Source organism: Vibrio frigidus (assembly GCF_042465995.1).
Classification (GTDB): Bacteria; Pseudomonadota; Gammaproteobacteria; order Enterobacterales; family Vibrionaceae; genus Vibrio.
Window position 1 is genome coordinate 26,988 of the sequence record NZ_JBCDMC010000012.1, and the last position, 21,774, is coordinate 48,761.

18 protein-coding genes are annotated in these 21,774 nt (G+C 42.0%); 16 read left to right on the forward strand and 2 right to left on the reverse strand.

Going from position 1 to position 21,774, the window contains the following annotated elements; genetic code table 11:
* Positions 1–43 precede the first annotated feature (43 nt).
* From recO to acpS, 3 genes are read left to right on the forward strand one after another with little or no spacing between them, the layout of a single operon-like run.
* Positions 44–763, forward strand: coding sequence for a DNA repair protein RecO (gene recO, locus AACW90_RS18645; RefSeq protein ID WP_195702178.1), 720 nt, complete (start codon positions 44–46; stop codon positions 761–763).
* Between the two features lie 6 nt (positions 764–769).
* Positions 770–1,501, forward strand: a complete 732-nt coding sequence (gene pdxJ / locus AACW90_RS18650) for a pyridoxine 5'-phosphate synthase (protein ID WP_195702179.1) — start codon at positions 770–772, stop codon at positions 1,499–1,501.
* Between the two features lie 4 nt (positions 1,502–1,505).
* Positions 1,506–1,886 carry a holo-ACP synthase gene (gene acpS / locus AACW90_RS18655; protein WP_390237465.1) on the forward strand — a complete coding sequence of 127 codons (381 nt, stop codon included), beginning with the start codon at positions 1,506–1,508 and terminating at the stop codon, positions 1,884–1,886.
* A gap of 56 nt (positions 1,887–1,942) precedes the next feature.
* On the opposite strand, the gene barA is transcribed toward acpS, so the two are convergent.
* Positions 1,943–4,729, reverse strand: coding sequence for a two-component sensor histidine kinase BarA (barA, locus tag AACW90_RS18660; RefSeq protein WP_390237468.1), 2,787 nt, complete (start codon positions 4,727–4,729; stop codon positions 1,943–1,945).
* Between the two features lie 135 nt (positions 4,730–4,864).
* Between barA and rlmD the strand changes: the two genes are divergently transcribed.
* From rlmD to rpoS, 13 genes are all read left to right on the forward strand, one after another.
* Positions 4,865–6,250: a 23S rRNA (uracil(1939)-C(5))-methyltransferase RlmD gene (gene rlmD, locus AACW90_RS18665; RefSeq protein ID WP_390237471.1), complete on the forward strand. Its 1,386-nt coding sequence runs from the start codon at positions 4,865–4,867 to the stop codon at positions 6,248–6,250.
* 18 nt (positions 6,251–6,268) lie between these two features.
* Positions 6,269–8,491 carry a GTP diphosphokinase gene (gene relA / locus AACW90_RS18670; RefSeq protein WP_390237474.1) on the forward strand — a complete coding sequence of 741 codons (2,223 nt, stop codon included), beginning with the start codon at positions 6,269–6,271 and terminating at the stop codon, positions 8,489–8,491.
* A gap of 42 nt (positions 8,492–8,533) precedes the next feature.
* On the forward strand, positions 8,534–9,328 hold the full coding sequence (gene mazG, locus AACW90_RS18675) for a nucleoside triphosphate pyrophosphohydrolase (RefSeq protein ID WP_390237477.1): 795 nt from the start codon (positions 8,534–8,536) through the stop codon (positions 9,326–9,328).
* 271 nt (positions 9,329–9,599) lie between these two features.
* Positions 9,600–11,243 carry a CTP synthase gene (gene pyrG / locus AACW90_RS18680; RefSeq protein ID WP_390237480.1) on the forward strand — a complete coding sequence of 548 codons (1,644 nt, stop codon included), beginning with the start codon at positions 9,600–9,602 and terminating at the stop codon, positions 11,241–11,243.
* 82 nt (positions 11,244–11,325) lie between these two features.
* Positions 11,326–12,624, forward strand: a complete 1,299-nt coding sequence (gene eno, locus AACW90_RS18685) for a phosphopyruvate hydratase (protein WP_390237482.1) — start codon at positions 11,326–11,328, stop codon at positions 12,622–12,624.
* Between the two features lie 243 nt (positions 12,625–12,867).
* Complete coding sequence (gene ftsB, locus AACW90_RS18690; protein ID WP_390237485.1) at positions 12,868–13,149, forward strand: cell division protein FtsB; 282 nt, start codon at positions 12,868–12,870, stop codon at positions 13,147–13,149.
* Positions 13,150–13,162: 13 nt separating this feature from the next.
* A complete protein-coding gene (gene ispD, locus AACW90_RS18695) occupies positions 13,163–13,876 on the forward strand; it encodes a 2-C-methyl-D-erythritol 4-phosphate cytidylyltransferase (protein ID WP_390237488.1) in 714 nt (237 codons plus the stop codon).
* Positions 13,877–13,956: 80 nt separating this feature from the next.
* Positions 13,957–14,439 carry a 2-C-methyl-D-erythritol 2,4-cyclodiphosphate synthase gene (ispF, locus tag AACW90_RS18700; protein ID WP_390237491.1) on the forward strand — a complete coding sequence of 161 codons (483 nt, stop codon included), beginning with the start codon at positions 13,957–13,959 and terminating at the stop codon, positions 14,437–14,439.
* Complete coding sequence (gene truD, locus AACW90_RS18705) at positions 14,439–15,491, forward strand: tRNA pseudouridine(13) synthase TruD (RefSeq protein WP_390237494.1); 1,053 nt, start codon at positions 14,439–14,441, stop codon at positions 15,489–15,491. The genes ispF and truD overlap by 1 nt, the downstream gene beginning before the upstream one ends.
* Positions 15,492–15,494: 3 nt before the next feature.
* Positions 15,495–16,244 (forward strand): 5'/3'-nucleotidase SurE, encoded by a 750-nt coding sequence (surE, locus tag AACW90_RS18710; protein ID WP_390237497.1) that lies wholly within the window; start codon positions 15,495–15,497, stop codon positions 16,242–16,244.
* The gene (locus AACW90_RS18715; protein WP_195702192.1) at positions 16,241–16,867 is read left to right on the forward strand and encodes a protein-L-isoaspartate(D-aspartate) O-methyltransferase; all 627 of its coding nucleotides are present in this window, start codon (positions 16,241–16,243) and stop codon (positions 16,865–16,867) included. Before surE ends, AACW90_RS18715 begins: the two co-directional genes overlap by 4 nt.
* 3 nt (positions 16,868–16,870) lie before the next feature.
* A complete protein-coding gene (locus tag AACW90_RS18720; RefSeq protein ID WP_390237501.1) occupies positions 16,871–17,815 on the forward strand; it encodes a peptidoglycan DD-metalloendopeptidase family protein in 945 nt (314 codons plus the stop codon).
* A 64-nt stretch (positions 17,816–17,879) separates the two neighbouring features.
* Entirely contained in the window at positions 17,880–18,863 is a 984-nt protein-coding gene (gene rpoS, locus AACW90_RS18725; RefSeq protein ID WP_195702194.1) for an RNA polymerase sigma factor RpoS, read from the forward strand.
* 72 nt (positions 18,864–18,935) lie between these two features.
* Here rpoS and mutS read toward each other — a convergent pair whose 3' ends face one another.
* Positions 18,936–21,497 carry a DNA mismatch repair protein MutS gene (gene mutS, locus AACW90_RS18730; protein WP_390237505.1) on the reverse strand — a complete coding sequence of 854 codons (2,562 nt, stop codon included), beginning with the start codon at positions 21,495–21,497 and terminating at the stop codon, positions 18,936–18,938.
* Positions 21,498–21,774: the final 277 nt, after the last annotated feature.

Genomic DNA, 21,774 nt, shown 5'->3' on the forward strand with positions numbered 1-21,774 from the left:
AGCACATTTAAGGAACATGTATTTAGCTTCTTAGGGATGCACTATGATAGAAAATCTGCAGAGATGTTTTGTTCTTCATCGGCGTTCCTATAGCGAATCCAGCTTAATTCTTGATGTATTCAGCGAAGAATATGGACGGGTTAGCATTATGGCCAAGGGAGCCAGAGGAAAACGTTCCAATTTAAAAGGTGCATTACAACCCTTTACACCTTTACTCATGAAGTGGTCTGGAAAAGGCAGTATGAAAACACTTCGCCAGGCCGAACCAATTAGTTTGGGGCTGCCAATCCACGGTATTAATTTATACTCTGCACTGTATGTGAATGAACTGCTCGATCGAGTAATAGAAAATGAGACACCTTACCCTGCATTATTTCACGACTATCTTCATGCTCTTACTGAACTTGCACAAACTGAAAATCCAGAACCTGCGCTTAGGCGTTTTGAATTGGCATTGTTGTCCTCTTTAGGTTATGGCGTCGATTTTATGCATTGCGCAGGGACAGGAGAACCTGTTGATCCTGAAATGACCTATCGATTTAGAGAACAAAAAGGCTTTATTGCCAGTGTTCGCAACGATAACCTTACTTTCTTTGGTAATGAGCTTATTGCTATTTCAGAAAGACGATTTTTAACTAAAGAGCAGCTAAAAGCGGCAAAACGCTTTACACGTATAGCCTTAAAGCCTTATCTTGGCGGTAAACCATTAAAAAGTCGGGAACTATTTGCTGTCAGAACAGCTATTCCCAAAAACACGGAGTAATGAGAAATGAGCTCTATTCTTTTAGGGGTCAATATCGACCATATTGCCACTTTACGTAATGCACGAGGAACAAAATATCCCGATCCAGTACACGCAGCTGAGATAGCGGAAAGAGCGGGTGCCGATGGTATCACGGTTCATTTACGTGAAGATCGCCGTCATATTTTAGATCGAGATGTGCGAATTCTTCGTGAAACCATTCAGACTCGCATGAACTTAGAAATGGCGGTCACCGATGAAATGGTGGAAATAGCGATCGAGACCAAACCTGAGTTTGTTTGTCTTGTCCCTGAAAAACGTGAAGAACTTACCACTGAAGGTGGCTTGGATGTTAAAGGCCAATTAGAGAAGATTAAAGCAGCAACCAAAAAACTCACTGAAGCCGGTATTAAAGTATCGTTATTTATTGATGCTGACCGTGAGCAAATTGATGCAGCCAAAGCTTGTAAAGCACCATTTATAGAGCTTCATACCGGTCATTATGCGGACGCAAAAACAGAGCAAGATCAACAAGACGAACTCAAAAAAATTGCTGCGGCTGCAAGCTATGCAGATGATCAAGGCATAACCGTAAATGCAGGCCATGGATTAACGTATCACAACGTTGGTGCTATTGCCGCGCTTCCTGAGCTCTATGAGCTTAATATAGGGCACTCTATCATGGGGCGCGCTGTGTTTGACGGCCTAGACAAAGCGGTTGCAGATATGAGAACGGCAATGATACAAGCTAGACGATAGATCGATGGCTATTGTTGGGCTAGGAACGGATATTGCGGAAATAGAGCGATTAGAAAAAGCGTTATCAAGAAATGGTGATGCTTTTGCCAAAAGAATTCTAGCGGAATCTGAATATCGAATCTATCTGACTCTTAAGCAGCAAGGCCGTTTTTTGGCTAAGCGCTTTGCTGCAAAAGAAGCCGCGTCTAAAGCCTTGGGGACGGGGATTGCCCATGGCGTTACCTTCCATGACTTCGTCATTAGTAATGATGAAAATGGCAAACCGATTCTAATGTTAGAAAACAGAGCCAAAGATATTGCCGATAAGCGAGGTGTTACGCACGTACACTTGTCTATTTCTGATGAACGACATTACGCTGTCGCGACGGTATTGATGGAATCTTAGTCACCATAAAAGCTGTATTTATTATTAAGATACAGCTTTTATTTTAAGTACAGATCTTATTTGAGATAAAGCTTCGCTGTCGTGAGAACCTTGTCCATTTCGTCTTGCAGTTCAAATAGTTCTGGTTCGATATCTTCTATACTTCTTCCCGAACGAAGTGATTTTTCAATCTCAGCACACACCGCTTTTAATTTTGGAACACCGCTGTATGAACAACTGCCATGAAGTTTGTGGATGTAGTGTAAGAGTTCCTCTGTTGAATAATCATCCTCTTCCAATACCTGTTCCACTACCACTGAAACCTCAGCAATAAAGTCTATTAGCATTTGTAGCATTTCTTTAGCAAGTTCCACTTTATTGGCTGCCTGTTTTAGCGCGGTTTGCCAATCAACAATAACATCTGTTTTAGGTTTGTCGGTCGAACTCTCTATTATCACTTCAGAGGGCAGTTCCAGTTTCTCAACGGACTCTTGAGCGTTTGGGTTCCAGTGAACTAATACCTGCTGAAGGATATGTTCCTCTATCGGTTTGGTTAGATAATCATCCATGCCAGCGTTGAGTAAACGATCTCTTTCGCCGCTCATTGCGTGTGCTGTCACAGCAATGACAGGGGTATCGCTGTTTAGCTGTATTTCTCTTATCTTCCTACTCGCCGTTACCCCATCCATATGAGGCATCTGAATATCCATGAGCACAATATCAAATTTCTGCTTCGTCGCTTCGTCTATCGCCTTTTTGCCGCTAGAACAAGAGACCACATATTCAACACGTTCCGAAAGCAATGCTGTAATCAATTTTAGATTGGCAGGATTGTCATCTACTGCCATCACTTTGAGGTCCATTTTTTCGTAGTCATCTATTTCAACGACTTCAGGTTCAGCTAGCACCACACTTGTTTGCTGTTGATGCTTAGCAAGTGAACCTAATAGTTTTCTGCGTGAAAGTGGTTTCGTCATACATTGGATGTGAAAGGTTTCAGATATTTTTTCTGCTAACGCAAGTTCTGTGCTTGGAATTGCGATGATAACTTGATCCGCATAGGTTTGAGTTTTTTCTATCCATTCGCTGACCTCTTTAAAGCTATTCTCTTTTTTAGGAGAAAGACTGATCAATGCACAATCCTGTCTATCGAAATCATTTGGCACGCTGGTTTGGTAGGTAACCAGTAAGCCTTCTTGGCCAAGTTGTTGCTGAACGATCGAGGCGGCCTGCATATTTGGTTCAATAAGAAGAACGCGCTTATTTTGCAAATATTGGCTTTCAACTTGATGAAGCTGCGGAAGGTCGGTCGTTGCAAGACGTAAAGTAAACCAGAATGTAGACCCTTGGTGTAATCGGCTTGTAAGGCTAATCTCTCCTCCCATTTGACCAACTAATTTCTGGGTGATGACCAAACCTAAACCTGTCCCTCCATATCTTCTCGAAATACTCGCGTCTGCTTGACTAAATGCTTGAAATAGTTGAGATTGCTGCCTTTCTGAAATGCCTATACCGGTATCTCGAACCATAAATTGCAACTCAACACTGTCGTCTTTCTTTGCTCGTAACTCGACGCTGATATCAATGTTACCTCGTTCAGTGAATTTAATGGAATTACCCATCAAATTTGTCAAAACTTGTTGAATACGTAACGGATCACCAATGAGCCCCGCAGGGATTTTAGGGTCGACCTTGAGAGTGATTTCCAACCCCTTTTCATGAGCAGTGGTCGCCTGTAAGCTAACCACTTCTTCTAAACTTTCTTGGAATTCAAACGGGATGTTTTCGAGCAATAGCTTGCCGGCTTCAAGTTTCGAGAAGTCTAATATGTCATTGATAATATGTAATAAGTTGTTGGCGGAACGTTCAATAGTTTGTAGGTAATCAGTCTGGCTTGAGGATAGATTTGTCTTGAGCATTTGGCGCGTAAAACCAATTACGCCATTAAGTGGTGTTCTTAATTCATGAGACATATTAGCTAAGAATTCAGATTTAACGCGAGCGGCTTCCTGAGCCCGTTTTTTGGCGATATCTAATTCAACATTCTGAATTTCAAGTTGTTCTAATGTTTCTCTAAGATCGGATGTTGCTTGGTCAATACTATGCTGCATTTCTACATGGTATTCAGACAAAGACATTGCCATGGCATTGATACCATTTTTAAGAGAATCAAGTTCACCATGCATTGTGCCTTCAATTCGTGAATCTAGATGACCACGACGAATTCGGTCGACGGTCTCTTGCATGTTGGTGATGGGTTGTGTTACATCGTGCATTAACCGATACGCAAATACAGCAGAAAGACCAAGACCTAGAACTAATACGACGAGCGCAGCAAAGATTTCCTGATATTGTTGTAATCTAAGCGTCGATAAATCGAGCTCCATGGAAATGTAGCCAAGGGGTTGATTGAGATCAGTCGCGGTCTCACTCTGCAGAAAAAACTTTCCTTCGGCAATAATGGGTGCTCTTAGTATCAAACGAGAGTCAACAAGTTCGATATGGGTCAACAGCGGTATTGGTTTATCTCGGGGAAATGTTAGTGCTTCAAAATTTGGATGAAAATTAGATGTTACAAATAGTTGATGGTTAGCATCAAAAACGGCAATGCTCCGAACGATAGCCGAATTTTTTCTGTGCGCGTAACTAATAATGCGCCGAACCGCTTCATGGCTTTGTTCCGTCATTCCATATTCGCTTGCAATCGCGAGAGGTTCTAGAATACTCGTTCCTGAAGAGATCAGCTGAGTTTCCAAATCGTTATAACGATTTGAGGTAAAAAATGTACTCAATAACAAGCCAACAATTAACGTTGGCGCTAGAGTTAGAGTGATTACGCGGGCTCGTAGGCCATATCTGGTCATTATTATCTGATTACTTATTCGCTAATTACAATGCGGTCTGGATATGGGAAAATATATCAATAGCTTAAACAAAGCACATCAATTCGACAATCTTCCCAAGTAAGAATAGTGATACTAGGACAAAAGAGACTTAACATGGCGCGTTTTTATCAACCTAAAAAGAAAACTTCATTAGATCCAAAGCATCAGCAGGTTCGTGTTGAAAGGCTCGACCATCAAGGTGCTGGTATAGCATTTTTAAACAAAAAGACGGTTTTTATCGATGGCGTATTGCCTGAAGAAGAAGTGTTGATTCAACTCACTGAGAGCAAAAGTAAATTTTATCGTGCTAAGTTGATCAAAGTACTTAAACCAAGCCCTGAACGCACGGAGGCATTTTGTTCTGTTTATAAAGAGTGTGGAGGTTGCAATATGCAACACCTAAATCATTCTGCACAGGTAAAACATAAACAAAATTCTCTTCGCCAGTTGATAAAAAAGTTCTCTGGTGAAGAACTCGAATTGGCAGCGCCAATTCTTGGTGAAGATCAAGGTTACCGACGTCGTGCGCGCATAAGCCTGTATTTCAATACCAAAGGTGGCCAAAGAGGGAACGGTTCAAAACTTGAGTTTGGTTTTCGAAAAAAACAGAGCAAACAAATTGTGCAGGTATCCCATTGTGCCGCCCTAGAACCCAAGCTAAATGAATTGCTGCCTGAATTGTATAGTCTGCTCACTAGTTTTAAAAAACAGACAGAGTTAGGCCATTTAGAGCTGGCGTTGGGGGATGATCAACCGGTACTTATGTTGAGAGTGATGAAACCGTTACCCGATGTAGACTTGTTATCGTTACGTGAGTTTTCAAAAAGAAAAGCGTTAACGCTTTATGTTTTATCGGATCAAGACACATTACAGCTATTGGAAGGCGAAAAGCCAGCATACAGTGAAGGCGGATTTGTCATTCCATTTTTGCCAACGAACTTTATTCAGATTAACCGAAAGGTGAATCAGCAAATGGTGAGTCAGGCGATAGAGTGGCTAGATATTACCAGCGAAGACAGAGTGCTCGATCTATTTTGTGGCCTTGGGAACTTTAGTCTCCCAATGGCGACTAAAGCAAAAGCGGTTGTCGGTGTTGAAGGTATACAAGAAATGGTGGACCAAGCCAAAGCGAATGCAAAGAAAAACGAGATTAATAATGTCGAGTTTTTTCAAACCAATCTTGAACAAGATATATCGAATAATGAGTGGGCTAAATCTAAGTTTGATAAAGTGTTGCTAGACCCAGCTAGAGCAGGGGCAAGCGGTGTTGTAGATCAACTTTTTGAGCTTGGAGTTAAGAGCGTAGTGTACGTTTCTTGTAATCCTGCTACGCTTGCCAGAGATTGTCAGAGTTTACTTGACCAAGGCTTTAAATTGACCCGACTAGGCATGTTGGATATGTTTCCACATACTAGTCATTTAGAATCGATGGCTCTGTTTCAAAGAAAGAGTAAATACCAAATAAATAAGACGACAGACGACGTGTCAGTCTTCAAATAGAAAAAGCTAGGAATCAAAATGGTTGCGGTACGTAGTGCGCACTTAAACAAAGATGAAGAGTTTGAGTTAGAGACTTGGGTTTCTAGCTTAGGACAGGATAATAAAACCAGTAAAAAGCTTCTGGAAGTCTATAGACAGTGTGAGACTCACCTTGAAGGTAAGGAGCAAGCATCGTTATTGCTTTGGCGAGGTCGAGAGATGATCGAAATATTGATCACACTCTCTATGGACAGAGCAACCTTGATTGCTGCTCAGTTATTTCCTGTTGTTTCTAGCGGTTTCTTTGAAAGAGAGGCGCTGGAAGAAGTCTATGGCAAAGAGATTATCAAGCTTATCGATGGTGTTGAGGAGATGGCCGCCATCGGTCAACTCAACGTCACCAGAGCCGATTCAGCTGCGTCTGGTCAAGTGGATAACGTCCGTCGTATGTTACTTGCTATGGTCGACGATTTTCGCTGTGTTGTTATCAAGCTTGCTGAGCGCATCTGCAATCTTCGTGAAGTCAAAGATAAGCCTATTGAAGTGCGCCAAACCGCAGCAAAGGAGTGTGCCAATATCTATGCCCCTCTGGCTAATCGACTCGGCATCGGTCAGTTAAAATGGGAAATAGAAGATTACGCGTTTCGTTATCAGCAATCGGATATCTATAAGCAGATAGCCAAACAAATTTCTGAGCGTCGAATTGTACGTGAGTATTATATCGATGATTTTGTGGCAGACTTAATGTCTGAAATGAAAGCAACGAATATCAATGCTGAGGTGAGTGGTCGTCCAAAACATATTTACAGCATCTGGCGGAAGATGCAGAAAAAAAATCTCGCATTTGATGAGTTATTTGATGTTCGTGCGGTAAGGATTATTGCCGATGAACTTCAAGATTGTTATGCCGCACTAGGTATTGTTCACACCAAATACAAACACCTCCCTAGCGAATTTGATGACTATGTTGCCAATCCAAAACCAAACGGATATCAGTCTATCCATACCGTTATCCTTGGTCCGGAAGGCAAAACAATCGAGATTCAGATCAGAACGAAACAAATGCACGAGGATTCTGAACTAGGTGTCGCGGCGCACTGGAAATATAAAGAAGGCGCATCGACTGGACGCAGTGGCTATGATGAGAAAATCACGTGGTTGCGTAAATTGCTCGACTGGCAAGAAGAGATGTCGGACTCTGGTGAAATGTTGGATGAACTTCGTAGCCAAGTATTTGATGATCGTGTTTATGCCTTTACGCCAAAAGGTGATGTCGTTGATTTACCAATGGGAGCGACACCACTTGATTTTGCCTATCATATTCACTCAGAGGTAGGGCATCGATGTATTGGCACAAAAGTGGCCGGAAGAATTGTACCGTTTACCCATAAGCTTGAGATGGGTGATCAGGTGGAGATCATTACTCAAAAAGAGCCGAACCCATCGAGAGATTGGTTGAATAGCTCACTTGGGTTTGTTCATTCAAGCAGAGCTAGAGCCAAGATCAACGCCTGGTTTAGGAAAGAGAGCCGTGAACAGAATGTAGAAGCGGGTCGGGAAATCCTAGAGACAGAATTAGCAAAAATTGGCGCAACAGTGAAGGATGCCAATGATTACGCACTTCGACGGTTCAATGTAAATACATCGGATGAACTTTATGCAGGCATTGGTAGCGGCGACTTGAGAATAAATCAGGTTATTAACCATATAAATGCCCTCGTAAATAAGCCGACGGCGGAAGAAGAAGATAAACAAGCGCTAGAGAAACTACAAGAATCAGAATCTAAATCGTCAAGCCAAAGCCACTCCCATAAAGACGCCATCGTGGTTGAAGGGGTCGACAACCTCATGTCTCATCTCGCGCGCTGTTGTCAGCCAATACCTGGAGACATCATCGCCGGTTATATTACACAAGGACGGGGCATTTCTGTCCATAGAAGTGACTGTGAGCAACTGGCAGAGTTAAGGTTACATGCCCCTGAACGTATTATTGATACGGTTTGGGGAGCGAGCTTTGCGGGTAACTTTATACTTACGTTAAGGATTGAAGCATTAGAGCGAAGCGGCTTACTTAAAGACATAACCACGCTGTTAGCAAACGAAAAGTTAAAGATTTCTAGCATGAAAAGCCGCAGTGATTATAAGCGTCAAATGTCGATAATGGATTTCAACATAGAGGTCAGAAATGTTGAAATACTTAGTCGAATTGTTTCAAGGATTGAGCAGATTAAAGATGTCATTTCAGTCAGAAGATTAAACTAGAGTCTCTCAGACGCTCTATTCAATTACTATAAAAGGTTAAAAATGACAGCTAATCCTATTGATGAATTGATTTCGATTATGTCCCAACTCAGAGATCCAGAGCAAGGCTGTCCTTGGGATCTGAAACAGAGTTTTGAATCCATCGTACCTCATACTATTGAAGAGACATTTGAGGTAGTGGATGCGATACATAATAAAGATTGGGACAATCTCAAGGAGGAGTTAGGTGACCTTCTTTTTCAGGTCATTTTTTATAGTCAATTGGCGAAAGAACAACAGCTTTTTGATTTTAATGATGTTGTTGAGACGGTCAACGAAAAGCTTATTCGTCGTCATCCACATGTGTTTTCTCAAACTAAATTTGAGAGCGTTGACGATATAAATACACACTGGGAAGAAGAAAAAGCGAGAGAGAAGGCCAAATTAGGCAAAACAGAGGAGAGTATTCTCGATTCCGTATCGTCGTCGCTTCCCGCGCTTTCAAAGGCGAATAAAATTCAAAAACGCTGTGCTAAGCATGGATTTGATTGGGATACGCTTGGTCCTGTGGTAGATAAAGTAAAAGAAGAACTCGATGAAGTTCTAGAAGAAGTGCTTCAGGTAACGCCTAATGAAGATGCAGTAGAGGAAGAGCTGGGTGATCTTCTGTTTGCCACGGTTAACTTAGTTCGTCATCTAGGGAAAGATCCCGAAGCGGCATTACGTAAAGCAAACAATAAATTCGAAAAGCGCTTTAAAGGGGTTGAGCGTCTCGTTCGTGAGAAAGGAAAACAATTGGACGATTTTAGTTTGGATGAATTGGATGCCATGTGGGATGTTGTGAAAAAGGGTGGTTAGTGACCGCCACCGAAAATAGGTTTCTTAATTGATAAGATCTGACCAGTCGCATTGTGCCTTGCTAGAGTGAAGTATCGGTGTCTATACTTTGTTCCGAGAATCAGCCTAACCGTTCAGCGTCAGCTTATGATTGGTGGAATTGATTTGAAGCAAAAAATAAATTAACCAAGTGTGATAAGTTTCACGTTGTGGCGATAAAGGGCTTCTGGTATATTTACATCCCGTCCAGAAAGCACCTTTTTTCCCTCATTCAACCAATTTCAGGTTAAACATGACGACAAATTACATTTTTGTTACTGGCGGGGTTGTATCCTCACTAGGTAAAGGTATTGCAGCCGCATCTCTTGCCGCTATTTTAGAAGCTCGTGGTCTTAAAGTGACCATGATGAAGCTTGACCCTTACATCAACGTTGATCCGGGCACAATGAGCCCAACTCAGCACGGTGAAGTATTTGTTACAGAAGACGGGGCAGAAACCGATCTTGATCTTGGTCATTATGAGCGATTTATTCGTACCAAAATGACGAAACGTAACAACTTTACTGCAGGTCGTGTTTACGCCGATGTTCTTCGTAAAGAACGTCGTGGCGATTACCTTGGCGCGACAATTCAAGTTATCCCACATATTACTAATGAAATCAAAGATCGTGTTTATGCCGGCGCTAAAGGCCATGATATCGCACTTGTAGAAGTTGGCGGTACTGTTGGTGACATAGAGTCTTTGCCATTTATGGAAGCGATTCGTCAGTTAGCGGCTGAAGTAGGGCGTGAACATGCTATGTTTATGCACCTAACATTAGTCCCTTATTTAGCTGCTGCTGGTGAACTGAAAACTAAACCGACTCAACACTCGGTTAAAGAGCTGCTATCTATTGGTATACAACCTGATATTTTGGTTTGTCGTAGCGATCGTATCATTCCTGCGAATGAACGTAAGAAAATTGCTCTTTTCTGTAACGTACCAGAAAAAGCTGTTATCTCTATGAAGGATGTAGATTCAATCTACAAAATCCCTCAATTAATAAAAGCTCAATCTTTAGATGATTTAGTATGCACACGCTTCGGTATTGATGCACCAGACGCTGATCTATCTGAGTGGGAGCAAGTCATCTACGAAGAAGCAAACCCAACAGCGGATGTAACCATTGGAATGGTCGGTAAATATATCGAGCTTCCAGATGCTTACAAATCTGTTAATGAAGCACTTAAACATGCCGGATTAAAAAATCGTCTAAACGTAAAAATTAAGTACGTTGATTCTCAAGATGTTGAGAGTAAAGGTGATGAGGTGCTAGCAGGTCTAGATGCTATTCTTGTTCCTGGTGGATTTGGTGACCGTGGTATTAACGGAAAAATTCTTGCGGCACAATACGCACGTGAGAATAAAGTACCTTATTTAGGTATCTGTTTGGGTATGCAAGTCGCCTTAATAGAGTTTGCAAGAAATGTTGCAGGACTTGAAGGGGCACATTCAACAGAATTTGATAAAGAAACAAAGTATCCGGTGGTAGGATTGATTACCGAATGGGTCGATGGTGAAGGTAAAGTTGAAGAACGTACTGAGCAATCTGATCTTGGTGGTACTATGCGTCTTGGTTCTCAGCTATGTCATCTAGAAAAAGGCACATTGGCAAAAGAGCTCTACGGTAGCGCGACAATCCATGAGCGTCATCGCCACCGTTATGAAGTAAACAACAATCTTCGTCCGCAAATTGAAAAAGCAGGTCTGAAAGTATCAGGCCTATCCGCAGACAAGAAACTTGTTGAGGTAATTGAGAATCCAAACCATCCGTGGTTTGTCGCCTCTCAATTCCACCCAGAATTCACTTCTACACCTCGCGATGGTCATCCGTTGTTCGCAGGATTTGTAAAAGCAGCTGGTGAATATCAGCGCGGTGAATTAGAAATTAAATAAGTAAATACAAGAATCCGGACAGCCGCGCATAAGGTGCGGTTATCCTTAGTTTTGATATACAAATGAATGAGAGGAAACATCAATGTCTAAGATCGTTAAAGTTCTAGGTCGCGAAATCATCGACTCACGTGGTAACCCAACTGTAGAAGCTGAAGTACACCTAGAAGGCGGTTTCGTCGGTATGGCTGCTGCTCCATCTGGCGCATCTACTGGTTCTCGCGAAGCTCTTGAGCTACGTGATGGTGACAAAGCTCGTTTCCTAGGTAAAGGTGTTCTTAAAGCGGTTGACGCTGTAAATGGTGCAATTGCTGATGCTCTAACTGGTAAAGATGCTAAAGCTCAAGCTGAAGTTGACCAAGTAATGATCGACTTAGATGGCACAGATAACAAAGCTAAATTTGGTGCTAACGCAATCCTAGCGGTATCTCTGGCTAACGCTAAAGCAGCTGCAGCGGCTAAAGGTATGCCTTTGTTCGAGCACATTGCTGAACTAAACGGCACTCCAGGTCAATTCTCTATGCCTCTACCAATGATGAATATCATCAATGGTGGTGAGCACGCGGACAACAACGTTGATATCCAAGAATTTATGATTCAACCTGTTGGCGCTTCTACTCTTAAAGAAGCTCTACGCATCGGCGCAGAAGTATTCCACAACCTAGCTAAAGTACTTAAAGCTAAAGGCCTAAGCACTGCAGTTGGTGATGAAGGTGGTTTCGCTCCTAACCTAGAATCTAACGCTGCTGCACTAGCTGCAATCAAAGAAGCTGTAGAGCTTGCTGGTTACGAGCTAGGTAAAGACGTTACTCTTGCTATGGACTGTGCAGCATCTGAGTTTTACGACAAAGAAGCTGGAAACTACAACATGAAAGGCGAAGGAAAAGTCTTCACTTCTGAAGAATTCAACTTCTACCTACAAGATCTTGCTAACCAATACCCAATCGTATCTATCGAAGATGGTCTTGACGAGTCTGATTGGGATGGTTTCAAGCATCAAACTGATCTTATGGGCGACAAGCTTCAACTAGTTGGCGATGATCTATTCGTAACTAATACTAAGATTCTTGCTGAAGGTATCGAGAAAGGCGTTGCTAACTCTATCCTTATCAAGTTCAACCAAATCGGTACTCTAACTGAAACTCTAGCTGCAATTAAGATGGCTAAAGACGCTGGTTATACTGCGGTTATTTCTCACCGTTCAGGTGAAACTGAAGATGCAACTATCGCTGATCTAGCGGTAGGTACTGCTGCAGGTCAAATCAAAACTGGTTCTATGAGCCGTTCTGACCGTGTTGCTAAGTACAACCAACTTATCCGTATTGAAGAAGCGCTAGGTGCTCGTGCTCCTTTCAACGGTCTTAAAGAAGTTAAAGGTCAATAATCCATTAGGATTGTTTGATTTTGCAACTCTTTAGTTGTTAGTAATATTTAAAAGCGTCTCCTTGTGAGGCGCTTTTTTATGTCTAAAGGAGCCTAGGTTCTCGATTTGAAACGCTGGCTTTCTTTTCTTTTAGATGCAGATTCTCAGATTCACGGGCGAACCACTAATCTCGCCCCTAGCCTCAATTTATGCTATATATACTTCCCATATCATCCATAATTAATACAACGAGAATAATCTAGCGTGCGTCTATTTACTCTTGCCTTAGTACTACTGTTTTCTTTACTGATCTACACCCTTGTTTGGGGGAAGAACGGTATGCTTGAACGTACCAATGTAGTGAGTGAAATAGAGGTTCAACAGTCGGTAAACAGAGAGTTGAATGAAAGAAACGTGAAGATGTTTGCCGAAATCGAAGATCTAAGACAAGGATTAGACGCTATCGAAGAGAGAGCGAGAAATGAACTGGGCTTAGTTAAAGAAGGTGAAACTTTTTATCGAATCATCGACGACAGTTCTCAATAGGTCGAATGCGTAAATGACGACTCCACACTTAAAACCACTTTATGCCATTGTTCCTGCCGCCGGTATTGGTAGTAGAATGAAAGCAGATCTGCCTAAACAATACTTAAAACTGCACAATAAAACCATCTTAGAACACACCGTTGATAAGCTGTTAGAACATCCTTGTATTGATAAGGTTATTATTGCCGTTTCTGATGACGATACTTATTTCACGCAGCTTTCACTGGCGTCGAACAAGAATGTTATCCGTGTCATTGGCGGTTTAGAACGCGCTGATTCGGTATTATCTGGCCTTGATTATTTATTACATACAGTTAAGAAACCGGATGCGTGGGTATTGGTACATGATGCGGCTAGACCTTGTATAGATTTAGCTGACATCGATAAGTTGATCAAACAGGTAATGATGACAGAAGACGGGGGTATTTTAGCGGCGCCGGTACGAGACACAATGAAACGCGGAAACCGTTCGGCATTGATAAATGAAACCGTAGAGAGAGAAAATTTGTGGCATGCATTAACACCCCAAATGTTTAAAGTTCAGCCACTACGTGACGCACTGTTTGGTGCGATAAAGGCGGGAATCAACATTACTGACGAAGCATCGGCAATGGAGTGGGCAGGTTGTAAGCCTAAGTTAGTTGTAGGAAGGATGGATAATTTCAAGATAACGCAGCCCGAAGATTTAGCTTTAGCGGCTTTCTATCTAGGTGAACGCGTTAGTTGAATGAATATAATATTATTTCGAACAAAATGTAACCATGAAAGAACAATAGACCCTAGTATTTAGGAAGAAGGAAATAGTTGATGATCCGAATTGGCCACGGTTTTGATGTGCACAAGTTTGGTGGTGATGGCCCAATAATAATTGGTGGTGTTTCTATTCCTTATGAACAAGGGTTGATAGCGCACTCCGATGGTGATGTAGCACTTCATGCGTTAACAGATGCACTTTTGGGTGCCATTTCACAAGGTGATATTGGTCGTCATTTTCCGGATACGGATGAACAATGGAAAGGTGCAAATAGTCGTGAGTTGATGAAAGAAGTATACCGACTTGTCAACGATAAAGGCTATCAAATTGGCAACCTAGACGTGACCATTATTGCCCAGTCTCCTAAGATGTCACCTTATATTCAATGTATGCGTGATGTTATTTCAGAAGACCTACGAACGTCTGTGGATAATGTAAACGTGAAAGCAACAACAACAGAAAAACTCGGCTTTACCGGAAGAAAAGAAGGTATTGCGTGTGAAGCGGTTGTTTTATTAAAGAAGATAGAAAACTAATGACAGATATCCTCGCCGAATTGGCTTATTTACACGGTAAGCCAACTTCAAAAGCTAAATTGAAAGCGAAACCAGAGCACTTTGTTGTAAAAGAAAATCTAGGGTTTGAATTTTCAGGATCTGGTGAGCACTTAATGGTTCGTATTCGTAAAACAGGTGAAAATACCAGTTTTGTGGTGAATGAATTAGCCAAAGTATGCGGTGTTAAATCTAAGAATATCGGATGGGCTGGGTTAAAAGATAGGCATGCGATAACTGAGCAATGGCTCAGTATCCAGCTTCCAAAATTGGATACACCTGATTTTTCAACGTTTGAACAGCAGTATCCAAGTATTCAAATTCTCGAAACGGCACGCCATAACAGAAAGCTCCGTCCGGGAGACCTCATTGGTAACGATTTTGAAATTACGTTGTCTGAAGTGACGGATACAGACGATGTCGAAGCGAGAATACAACAAGTGATTGAAAACGGTGTACCTAATTATTTTGGTGCGCAAAGGTTTGGTAGAGAAGGCAATAATCTATCTGAAGCAAGACGCTGGGGTAGAGATAACGTTCGAACTAAAAATCAGAATCAACGAAGTCTTTATTTATCGACTGCTCGTTCTTGGATATTTAATCACATAGTGTCAAATCGGATGAATAGAGGGGTTCTTAATACGCTTATTGCTGGTGATATCGTTAGTCAATCTGATAAGTTAATTGAGATTGATACAGTAAACATGTCAAGCTCTCAGGTAGAATTAGAGGCAGGTAAATTCGCCTTAACAGCTGCATTAGCTGGTGATAATACTTTGCCTACAAAAGAAGCTGCGCTTGAGATAGAACAGGCCGTGGTTGATGCAGAGCCTGATCTGATGGCTCTCATTCGGGGTAACAGAATGCGTCACGATCGAAGGGAAGTACTATTGAGGCCTCTAGGTCTTCGCTACAAAGTGGAAGATAGTAGGATAGAACTTTCATTTTCATTAACATCTGGCAGCTTTGCAACGTCTATTGTTAGAGAGTTAATTGAAGAAATCCCAGTAGAGCGTTATTTTGATCAAGGATAAGCAATGAAAATTCTACTAAGTAATGATGATGGCGTGCATGCAAGTGGAATTAAAGCACTTGCTAAATCATTAAAGGATATGGCCGAAATTGTTATTGTTGCCCCAGACCGTAATCGCTCTGGGGCATCAAACTCGTTAACACTAGAAAATCCTTTGAGGGTGGTCGAAATTGAGAAAAACATCTATTCGGTTCAAGGGACGCCGACAGATTGTGTTCATTTTGCATTAAATGAGTTGCTTAAAGATGACATGCCCGATCTTGTGCTTTCTGGCATCAATCATGGTGCTAACTTAGGCGACGATGTGCTTTATTCGGGTACGGTAGCCGCCGCAATGGAAGGACATTTTCTTGGCGTTCAGTCGATTGCATTTTCATTAGTAGGCGATCAACATTTTGAGACCGCGGGTAAAATTGTCCGTGCCATTGTTGAGCAACATAATGTGTCGCCTATTCCGGCAAACCGACTTCTTAATATCAATATACCGGATGTACCATATGATGAACTGAAAGGGCAACAAGTCACACGACTTGGCGCACGTCATCATGCAGAAACCATGATCAAACAGCAAGACCCTAGAGGTCATGATGTTTATTGGTTAGGTCCTCCTGGAAAAGAACAAGATGCGGGTTTAGGTACTGACTTTTATGCAATAGAGAATGGATTGGTTTCTATTACTCCAATGCAGGTCGATTTAACAGCGCATGATTCTCTTGGTAGCATGGAAACTTGGCTAAAAGGTAATGTGAAATGAGTAACCCTCAAGCAGATAGATTAATAGATTTTCTATCTTCTAGTGGAATTCAATGTCCTAAAGTACTCGATGCTATTCGTCGAGTACCAAGAGAACATTTTATATCTGAAGCGCTAATGCATCAGGCCTATGATAACAATGCTTTACCGATTGCTCATGGACAAACAATCTCTCAGCCCTATATCGTCGCCAAGATGACGGAGTTGTTAAACTTGTTCCCTAATTCTAGATTACTAGAAATAGGAACAGGCTCAGGATACCAAACCGCGGTGTTGGCACAGTTAGTAGACAGAGTTTATTCCGTTGAGCGTATCAAATCATTGCAATGGGATGCGAAAAGACGGCTTAAGTTACTCGATATATACAATGTTTCTACTAAACATGCCGATGGTTGGCAAGGGTGGTCGACTCAAGCTCCTTTCGATGCGATCGTCGTCACGGCCGCGGCAACTCAGGTTCCGCAAGAGTTGTTAGCTCAGCTAGCAGACAAAGGGTGTTTAGTTATTCCAGTTGGTGGCGATAATCAACAATTGTTGAAAATAGTAAGGCAAGGTGGTGAATTCATTTCAACGGTTATTGAACCGGTTCGATTTGTACCTTTAATAGCAGGTGATTTAGCGTAAAGCATGAAAAGTAAATTGAAACTGATATTTTGTATAAGCATTTTGAGCTGCGTACTTATAGGGTGCACGGCAACTTCTCCTGCGCCAGTTTCAAGCATCAATAAAGACTACAGTACGATTGAAAGAGGCAGTTACAGAGGAAGTTTTTATCAAGTGCAAAAGGGAGATACCCTTTATTTTATCGCATACGTCACAGATAAGAATGTAAATGATCTGGTTCGTTACAATGGACTTGATGCTCCTTACACGATCAGACCGGGACAAAAACTCAAATTGTGGCAACCTGCCTATAAATCCCCAGCCTATGGAAGATCTGGCTCAAGATCTTCCGCAGTCACTGTTGCATCAGTAACCGCAGCTGGTGGAACATCTGTTACATCTGTTTCTGGGGGGAAATCAACAACTCAATCTGCTAATAAATCGATATCTAATACTAAAAAAGCAGCTTCAAATAATCCAAGTTCAACCAAAAACCCCACTAAAAAGAATGTTGATCAGAGTAAATCAAAAGAGTATGTTGGCTCTAAGAGTAAACAAAATGTTAACAAAACCGTCAGTAATCCAAAGCCAAAGAATAACAAAATTTCCAAATGGATTTGGCCTACTAAAGGTAGGGTTATTAAGAAGTTTTCTTCCGGAGATCAGGGAAATAAAGGCATTGACATAGCAGGGCAGCGAGGTCAATCCATCATTTCTACGGCAGGCGGTAAAATAGTTTACTCTGGTAATGCACTCCGAGGTTACGGTAATTTAATTATTGTGAAACATAATGATAACTATCTAAGTGCATATGCCCACAATGACCGTTTGCTAGTAAGTGAAGGACAAAATGTAAAAGCAGGACAAAAAATAGCGACCATGGGAAGCTCTGGTAGCAATAACGTAAAACTGCATTTTGAAATTCGTTATCAAGGTAAGTCTGTTAATCCACAGAGGTACTTGCCTTAAGAAAAAATTACTTCAACGACATTTATAAAAAGAATGTCTTGCTAGCTCGCCAAGGGGAGGCACTATGGGTATCAGCAATGCAGCAACAAAAGTCGAAGAGTTCGAGACAAACGAGAAAGCTCTGGAAGAGCTGGGTTCGGGTCGTCTTGTACAAGAAGTTAAATCTAAAAAGGTAGCCAAAGAAGAGTTAGAAGTCACCGCTAAAAGTCTAGATGCAACACAGCTTTATCTTGGGGAAATTGGTTTCTCTCCACTATTAACGGCAGAAGAAGAAGTATTGTACGCTCGAAGAGCTTTACGCGGCGACGAAGCAGCACGTAAACGCATGATTGAAAGCAACCTGCGTCTTGTGGTTAAAATATCACGTCGTTACAGTAACCGAGGACTCGCGTTACTTGATCTCATTGAAGAAGGCAACCTAGGCCTTATCCGTGCAGTTGAGAAGTTTGATCCAGAACGTGGATTTAGATTCTCTACATACGCCACGTGGTGGATTCGTCAAACAATAGAACGTGCATTGATGAACCAGACACGCACCATCCGTTTACCCATCCACGTTGTTAAAGAGTTAAATATCTATCTAAGAACCGCGCGTGAACTTTCACAAAAGTTGGATCACGAGCCTACAGCAGAAGAAATTGCTGAAAAACTAGATAAGCCTGTGAGTGACGTAAGTAAGATGTTACGTCTAAACGAGCGAGTAAGCTCGGTAGATACACCGATTGGTGGCGATGGCGAAAAAGTACTACTCGATATTATTCCAGATACTAACCATTCAGATCCTGAGGTATCAACTCAAGATGATGATATTAAAAATTCACTTATCGACTGGTTAGATGAATTAAACCCTAAGCAGAAAGAAGTACTCGCGAGACGGTTTGGTTTACTTGGTTACGAGCCGTCAACACTTGAAGAAGTTGGCCGTGAAATAAGCCTTACACGTGAACGTGTACGTCAGATACAGGTGGAAGGTTTACGCCGGTTACGTGAAATCTTACTCAAGCAGGGATTGAATATGGAATCTCTATTTGATGTTGATCAGATGTAATGTTACTTCGCTAAATTGAAAGGCGTTTGCTTGTTTAATCTACTAACCTAGCAGCGCCTTTTTTCATTGCTTTTAAAGCAGCTTTTTCAAACGATACAACTCATCTAAAGCCTGCCTTGGCGTTAGGTCATCCGGGTCGATATTCGATAACGCTTCTTCTACTTCACTTGGTTCAGGTATTAAGCTGAGTTGATTAGCAATATCGACTTCATTTTTGTTTCCACGTGGTTGATCGGCAAGTTTTTCTAGTTGATTTAGTTTTGCCCTTGCGTTTCTGATTACGGTCTTAGGTACGCCTGCTAATCCAGCCACAGCTAAACCGTAGGATTTGCTTGCGGCGCCTTCTTGCACTGCATGCATAAAGGCGATGCTGTCACCATGTTCGACAGCATCCAGATGAACATTGGCTAAATGGTCGACCAAATTTGGTAATTCTGTAAGCTCAAAATAGTGGGTAGCAAACAGCGTCATTGACCCAATTTGATTGGCCAGCCATTCTGCACTGGCCCAGGCCAAAGACAGCCCATCATAGGTACTGGTTCCGCGACCTATTTCGTCCATTAACACTAAGCTGTGTGGGGTTGCGTTGTGTAGAATATTGGCGGTTTCAGTCATTTCAACCATAAAGGTTGAACGACCAGATGCGAGATCATCAGAAGCACCAATTCGAGTAAAAATTCTGTCAATCGAGCCAATGACGGCCTCTTCTGCTGGTACATAGGAACCAATATGAGCGAGTAATACAATAAGCGCAGTTTGGCGCATATAGGTTGACTTACCCCCCATATTTGGACCCGTAATAATCAACATCTTTCGATTTGGATTCAGATCGATAGGATTCGCAATAAATGGGTCATTCATTACCTGTTCAACAACTGGGTGTCGTCCATTTTTTATCTGTATTCCAACGGAATCAGTCAATTTTGGACGGCAATAGCCTAAGCTATCGGCTCTTTCTGCTAAATTTTGCAGAACATCTAATTGTGAAATCGCAGACGCCAAATTTTGCATCTGTTCTAAATGAGGAAGCAGTAGGTCAAAAAGCTGCTCCCAAAGTTGTTTCTCTATCGCCAGTGCTTTAGATTTAGAGCTTAGCACCTTATCTTCATGTTCTTTCAGTTCTGGAATGATATAGCGTTCAGCGTGTTTTAGTGTTTGTCGACGCAAATAATGTGCGGGAACCAGATGGCTTTGACCACGGCTGACTTGAATATAAAAGCCATGTACGTTGTTGAATCCTACTTTTAGTGATTCTATACCGTGTGTTTCTCTCTCTTCTAATTCTAGCTTTTCTAAATATTCTGTCGCACCGTCTGCGAGTGCGCGCCATTCATCGAGTTCTTCACTATACCCTGGGGCGATGACGCCACCATCTCTGATAACCACTGGAGGATTCTCTTTCACTGCGGTTTCTAATAGATGACAGGTGTCGTCCATTGGTGCAGCATATTGAGCCAATTTAGCCACGTATGGATTTGATAAGGTTTGCAAATAGCTTTCAAGTTCAGGAAGCTGCTGCATTGCGTGACGTAGGCGGGCTAGATCTCGAGGTCTAGCGGTACGAATGGCTAAACGAGCAATGATTCGCTCAATATCCCCAATCTGCTTAAGAACTGGCTTGAGCTCGACAAATGCACCTTGATCTTTTATCTCTGATATTGCCGACAAACGCTGATTTAAAGTCTCTTTACAACGCATAGGCTGATGCAGCCAACGTTGAAGCATTCGGCTTCCCATTGCGGTAGAGCTATGATCTATTACAGAGCCGAGTGTATTGTCGTATCCACCTGATAGGTTTTGCGTTATTTCTAAGTTGCGGCGAGTGGCTGCATCGAGGATCACAGAATTATCTTGGCTGTCAAAGGTGAGCGAGCGAATATGTGGCAGTGCCGTTTTTTGGGTATCCTTTACATATTGTATTAGGCATCCCGCGGCACATAGGCCTAAGCTTGCGTGCTCTACGCCAAACCCAATTAAATCACGTGTACCAAACTGTTGATTGAGCTGTTGTTTGGCTGTGTCTAGTTCAAATTCCCAAACCGGACGACGACGGCTCCCTTTGATGCTTGAGATAACATCGATAGGTTCAAAGTCTTCAGGGAAAAGCAGTTCTTTTGGTGTGGTTCGCTGCAGCTCTGCAAGCATAGCTTCTTCAGTTTCAGGTTGAGATAACTGAAAGCGGCCAGAGGTAATATCCAATGTGGCATAACCAAATTTGCCTTTCTGGTGATAGATTGCCGCAACTAGGTTATCAGAACGTTCTGAAAGTAAGGCTTCATCAGTCACTGTTCCAGGCGTTATTATGCGAACAACTTGTCGTTCTACGGGGCCTTTACTGGTGGCAGGGTCGCCAATCTGCTCACATATAGCAATAGATTCACCCAACTGAACTAGCTTAGCGAGATAGCCTTCAACGGCATGAAAAGGAACGCCAGCCATCGGAATCGGTTCACCAGCAGACGCTCCACGTTTTGTGAGCGAAATGTCTAAAAGCTGGGACGCTTTTTTAGCATCATCATAGAAAAGCTCGTAGAAATCGCCCATGCGATAAAATAGCAAGATCTCAGGGTTTTCTGCCTTGAGTCTTAGGTATTGTTGCATCATCGGCGTGTGTGTGTGAGTCGCTTTTGTCATGGTGACCTTAGTGATCGCTAGTGAACGGATTTTTGAGATGTTAAGGATACTTGAATCGACATTACAGGCAAGATGATTTAGAGGAATTTTGGAACGTCCTTCATTCAGATAACGTTTATTTAAAAATAGGTGACATTCCTCAATGTCATTCTTTTCATTAGATATAAAGGCATTGCATAACCATTCATTTTTTGGATTGTCTTAGGTTGAAAATAATTAGCAAATAAAAATGAGTTCTTTGACAATGATTTTTTGAGCGTTAGGATATGTAAATAAA

Coding starts and splice junctions, on each gene's coding strand:
- recO (WP_195702178.1), top strand. CDS start 44: ATGATAGAAAATCTGCAGAGATGTTTTGTTCTTCATCGGCGTTCCTAT.
- pdxJ (WP_195702179.1), top strand. CDS start 770: ATGAGCTCTATTCTTTTAGGGGTCAATATCGACCATATTGCCACTTTA.
- acpS (WP_390237465.1), top strand. CDS start 1,506: ATGGCTATTGTTGGGCTAGGAACGGATATTGCGGAAATAGAGCGATTA.
- barA (WP_390237468.1), bottom strand. CDS start 4,729: ATGACCAGATATGGCCTACGAGCCCGCGTAATCACTCTAACTCTAGCG.
- rlmD (WP_390237471.1), top strand. CDS start 4,865: ATGGCGCGTTTTTATCAACCTAAAAAGAAAACTTCATTAGATCCAAAG.
- relA (WP_390237474.1), top strand. CDS start 6,269: ATGGTTGCGGTACGTAGTGCGCACTTAAACAAAGATGAAGAGTTTGAG.
- mazG (WP_390237477.1), top strand. CDS start 8,534: ATGACAGCTAATCCTATTGATGAATTGATTTCGATTATGTCCCAACTC.
- pyrG (WP_390237480.1), top strand. CDS start 9,600: ATGACGACAAATTACATTTTTGTTACTGGCGGGGTTGTATCCTCACTA.
- eno (WP_390237482.1), top strand. CDS start 11,326: ATGTCTAAGATCGTTAAAGTTCTAGGTCGCGAAATCATCGACTCACGT.
- ispD (WP_390237488.1), top strand. CDS start 13,163: ATGACGACTCCACACTTAAAACCACTTTATGCCATTGTTCCTGCCGCC.
- ispF (WP_390237491.1), top strand. CDS start 13,957: ATGATCCGAATTGGCCACGGTTTTGATGTGCACAAGTTTGGTGGTGAT.
- truD (WP_390237494.1), top strand. CDS start 14,439: ATGACAGATATCCTCGCCGAATTGGCTTATTTACACGGTAAGCCAACT.
- surE (WP_390237497.1), top strand. CDS start 15,495: ATGAAAATTCTACTAAGTAATGATGATGGCGTGCATGCAAGTGGAATT.
- AACW90_RS18715 (WP_195702192.1), top strand. CDS start 16,241: ATGAGTAACCCTCAAGCAGATAGATTAATAGATTTTCTATCTTCTAGT.
- AACW90_RS18720 (WP_390237501.1), top strand. CDS start 16,871: ATGAAAAGTAAATTGAAACTGATATTTTGTATAAGCATTTTGAGCTGC.
- rpoS (WP_195702194.1), top strand. CDS start 17,880: ATGGGTATCAGCAATGCAGCAACAAAAGTCGAAGAGTTCGAGACAAAC.
- mutS (WP_390237505.1), bottom strand. CDS start 21,497: ATGACAAAAGCGACTCACACACACACGCCGATGATGCAACAATACCTA.